Genomic DNA, 3865 nt, shown 5'->3' on the forward strand with positions numbered 1-3865 from the left:
ACCACGCCCTGGCACAGGGCCAGGGCGAGCAGGGCGAGGGGGCCCGCGATCCCGTGCGCGAGGCCGTTGTTGGCGTGCCCGCCACGGAAGCCTTCGTCCGGCGTTCCGGAAGGTCCGGTGGTGGTCCACCAGCCCGGCAGCGTCCGGCCGTTGTGCTTGACGTCGTCGGTGAGACGCACCAGGCAGGTGAGCACCGCGCGGATCGCCTCGTCGCGCGGGGCGCGGTGCAGCAGGACGGAGCCGGTGCCGGCCAGGCCGCGGATGGTGTCGAACTCCGCGAGGGCCGGCAGGTCGCCGCGGTCGAGGCGGGTGAGCGCCGCCTCGCATCGGCGGATCGCGTGGGTGGCGACGGCCTGGTCGAGGTGGTCGAGGGCGCGCTGGTAGGAGCCGGGCCGGGCCTGGGAGGCGCACCCGAGGACGTGGGTGAGCGCGGGGGCGCCGTAGAAGAGGTGGCTGCCGGGCCCGCTGGTGATCGGGGCGCCGGTCGCGACGGCCAGCCAGGTGCGGACGGGCTCCCACGGGCCCCGTCCGGCGGCGGCGCGCTCGGCATGGAGCAGGGCGATGCCTGGCGCGCCGGTGGCCAAGGACTGACGCCACTGCGGCCACGAAGTCCACTGGTTCGGAGCCCTGCTGGGGTCGGCGAGCAGTTCGGCGATTCGGTCGGACAGGCGGACGGCGGGGTGCGGGGTCACAGGTCACCGTCCCGGGAGAGACGGGCGAGGGCGGCGGCGCGGGCCAGGTAGAGGACCTCGGCCTCGTCGTCGAAGTCGACGCGGTGCGCGCGGCCGTGCGAGCAGTGCAGGAGCGAGCCGAGGACGTCGTCCAGCGAGATGCCCTGGGTGTGCGGGCTGGGGAAGAAAGTGCGGTAGGCGGTGAGGGCCCGGTGCCGCTCGGCCCAGGCGTCCACGATCGCTCCGCCGCCCGGCTCACCCCGAAGCACCGCGAAGTCGCCCGCCGGGTCGGCCAGCCGTACGGCTTTGCGGAACACCGGCCGGGGGATGGCGGCCGTGGGCTGGGCGGGGACGTTGCGGATGAGCCAGCGGAGACCGGCAGAGGGGGAGCCGGTGAAGCCGGTGGCGATGGTGACCGTGTGTGCGGCCAGCAGCGCGAGTCGCTCGGGCCGGGCGGGCTGGGACAGGTGGGCGAGGACGGCGGCGGAGTCTGCGCGAAAGACGCGCTCGGCCGCGGCCCAGGCCGGGCCTTCGCCCCAGCGGCCGGTCTCCGTATAGGAGGTGGGGTACACGACCTCGGAGAGCAGCCCGGTCTGCTGGAGTTCGGCGGTCCACGTGCTGATCACGGCAGCGGCGGGGCCGAACGCGGCCGGTTCCGGCAGCGCGATGCGTAGCCGCAGGTGTTGGCGCGGGTCACGGAAGCGGACGAACCACCAGTGCGGGTTCCCGAGTCGGGCGAGGAGGTCGGGCAGGTGCCGGGTGAGGACGGTGTCCTGCCGTTCAAGGTCTCCGTACAGCGAGGCGAGCAGCACCCGGGCGGTGCCCGGGGCGTCCCCGTGACCGCGTCGAAGGAGCCGCGCGGTGGTCGGCTTGGGCAGCAGAGGCCAGGCCGGGGGCCGAGTGGCGGTGACCGGGACGACGATCTCGTGGGCCCGGCCGTCGGCCCAGCCCAGGTCGGGCGGAGCCGGGGTCTCGACGAGGGTGGCGTGCGGGGAGGAGTTGAGGTGGGAGCGCAGCAGCACACGGTCACCGGAGTGGTGCAGGTCGAGCGGCAGGCCCTGGCTGGCTGCAGCCAGCTGCACCCATCGCGGTGCCTGGCGCCGCTCCAGGAAGGCGAGCAAGGCTTCGTCCCACTGAGCCCACGGTGCGCGCGGCGGCGGTAGTTCGGCGGCGGACAGCCGCCAGGTGGCCGGGGACAGGACGATGCGGCCGTGCCGCAGCCTGGGCCGGAACGGCAGGGAGGCGAGTGCACCCCAGGAGAAGGGGGTGACCTGCGCGGCCTGGGCACGGGAGAGCTCGGTGATCAGCCTGGCCAGCGGAGGGGTATGGAGGCGTAGGTTCAGGGCGTGGGTGGCGCTCGCCTCGATCCGCAGGCCGAGCGCGGGCGCGGCCAGGTACATCCGCCGCCCGTCGCAGCCGACCGCCAGGTCCTCCAGCCGGAGCACCCGGTCGTCGGTGCCGGGGCGGTGCTCGGCGAGGCTGACGACCAGCTGGCCGGTCGCCGTGCTGCGGGCCACGTGACCGGTCGCCGGATCCAGCGGCGGACAGGACAGCTGGGCGGTGGCCGCCTGCTTGTCCATGGTCGGCAGGGCGGTCAGCACGTCGGTGAAGGCCGCGCGGTGCCGCGGGTCGAGAAGGTGGAGGAAGCGGCCGGTCGACACCCCGGCCGCCCGGGGCACGGAGACCACCTCCAGCCAGAACTCGCCCCGGTCCAGGGCCTCCCGACTGCGGGCGCGGAGGTGGAAGCCGATCTCCAGGTGCGGGGGCAGCCGCGGCCCGTCGGCCGGGCCGAGGTCGAGCGCTCGCAGCAAGTTCTCGTCGAGGACGACCTCGCGCTGCCCGTCGAGCGCCGTCCGCTGGGCGAGAGCGGCCAGGACCTCGTCGCGCTTGCCGAAGCGCGCAGGCTCGGGGGGTCGGGCACCGGGGTAGCCGTCGGGCAAGCCGATCCCGCTGTCGGCCACGACGTCGAGCAGCGGCACCAACGCGCCCCGGCCGTACCGCTCGTAGAACCGCTGGTGGTAGGAGCGCCACGACGCGGACCCGAACGGCAGCGCACTCAGCCGGGCGAGCAGCCCGGCCGCCTGGGCTGCTTCGTCGGCCACGGCCCGGGGCAGCACGAGGTCGGCGTCCAGGCGCACGTCCACGGCCAGCATCGGCCGGGCCGCCGCCTCGGCCCAGCCCGGGGCGGCCATCGCCCGCGCGATCTGCGCGCGGCCCGTCCGACTGGGCGCCTGATTGTGTGCGGTGATCGCCTTCTGGACGGCCCGCAGGTCGGCGAGCAGCCCGGCGGCCTCGGGAACGCGATCGGCGCCTGCCTTCTCCAGCGCGGCCAGCAGATGGCCGAGCGGGTCCGGCTCGGTGGCCGGGGCGTGGAGGCTGGTGATCAGGGCGCGGTGGGTGACCATCGCGGCCAGCGTGCCCCCGATCCGTGCCTGTTCTGCGGTGGGGAACTCGGCGGCGAGTTTGCCGGTCAGCGTCTGAACCTGGATCGGATGGCGGGCGCAGGCCAGGGCGAACGCGACGGGGCGGGTGTGCCGAAGGCTCACCTCCGCCGGGCTCGTGCCGCCCTCTGCCCGGTCGAGCAGCTGGTGGGGGATCACGAGGCGGTCGCCGCGCACGTGGGCGGTGTCGTTCGCGACCACGTCCAGCCGCGTGAGCAGCGCGGGGACCTGTTCCGACTGCCGGATCAGGTGGGCGAGCCAGGCGGCCGAGGACCTCGCCGCGGTGTGGTGGTCGGGGCCCCAGCGCAGCTCAGCACGGGGGCCGAAGAATGTTGCCTGGACGCTGGCGAAGTGCCCGAACGGGGTCGGGCGCCGGCCCGCCCGCAGCAGGTAGCGGGCGGTGGACAGGGCAGCGCGCCGGACCTCCCGCGGCAGTGGGGCCTTGGCGCGGATCAACTGCGCGACCCGATTGGCGAGGGCCGGGCTGGCGAGCGAGAGTGCCTCGGCGAGGTCCTCATCGGCCCACAGCGCGCGCAGCCAATCGACCTGCCCCGACAGCAGGTCGTTGTCGGTGGTAGTGAGGTCCGGCCAGGTGGGAGAGGGGAGTTCGGGGGTGGTGACGGCGCGGACGAGCGCTACTTCTGCGGCACGGTAGGAAGTCGGCGGAGCGGAGCGGCGCATGGCTGACCTCGGTATAGGAATCGGATGACGATCGGTGGCGGGCGGGGGGGGGGGGGGGGGCGGGGTGGGTGG

General features: G+C 75.0%; 2 protein-coding genes. Both read right to left on the reverse strand.

Translation table 11 applies throughout. The features are described 5' to 3' along the window. Positions 1–692, reverse strand: a 692-nt coding sequence (locus ACFV61_RS35030; RefSeq protein ID WP_380496148.1) for a lanthionine synthetase LanC family protein, incomplete at its 3' end; no start/stop codon positions are given. Beyond that, positions 689–3793 carry a lantibiotic dehydratase gene (locus ACFV61_RS35035; protein WP_380496150.1) on the reverse strand — a complete coding sequence of 1035 codons (3105 nt, stop codon included), beginning with the start codon at positions 3791–3793 and terminating at the stop codon, positions 689–691. The genes ACFV61_RS35030 and ACFV61_RS35035, both read right to left, overlap by 4 nt. Positions 3794–3865: the final 72 nt, after the last annotated feature.

Origin of the sequence: Kitasatospora sp. NPDC059817 (assembly GCF_042731835.1) — a bacterium.
GTDB lineage: Bacteria > Actinomycetota > Actinomycetes > Streptomycetales > Streptomycetaceae > Kitasatospora.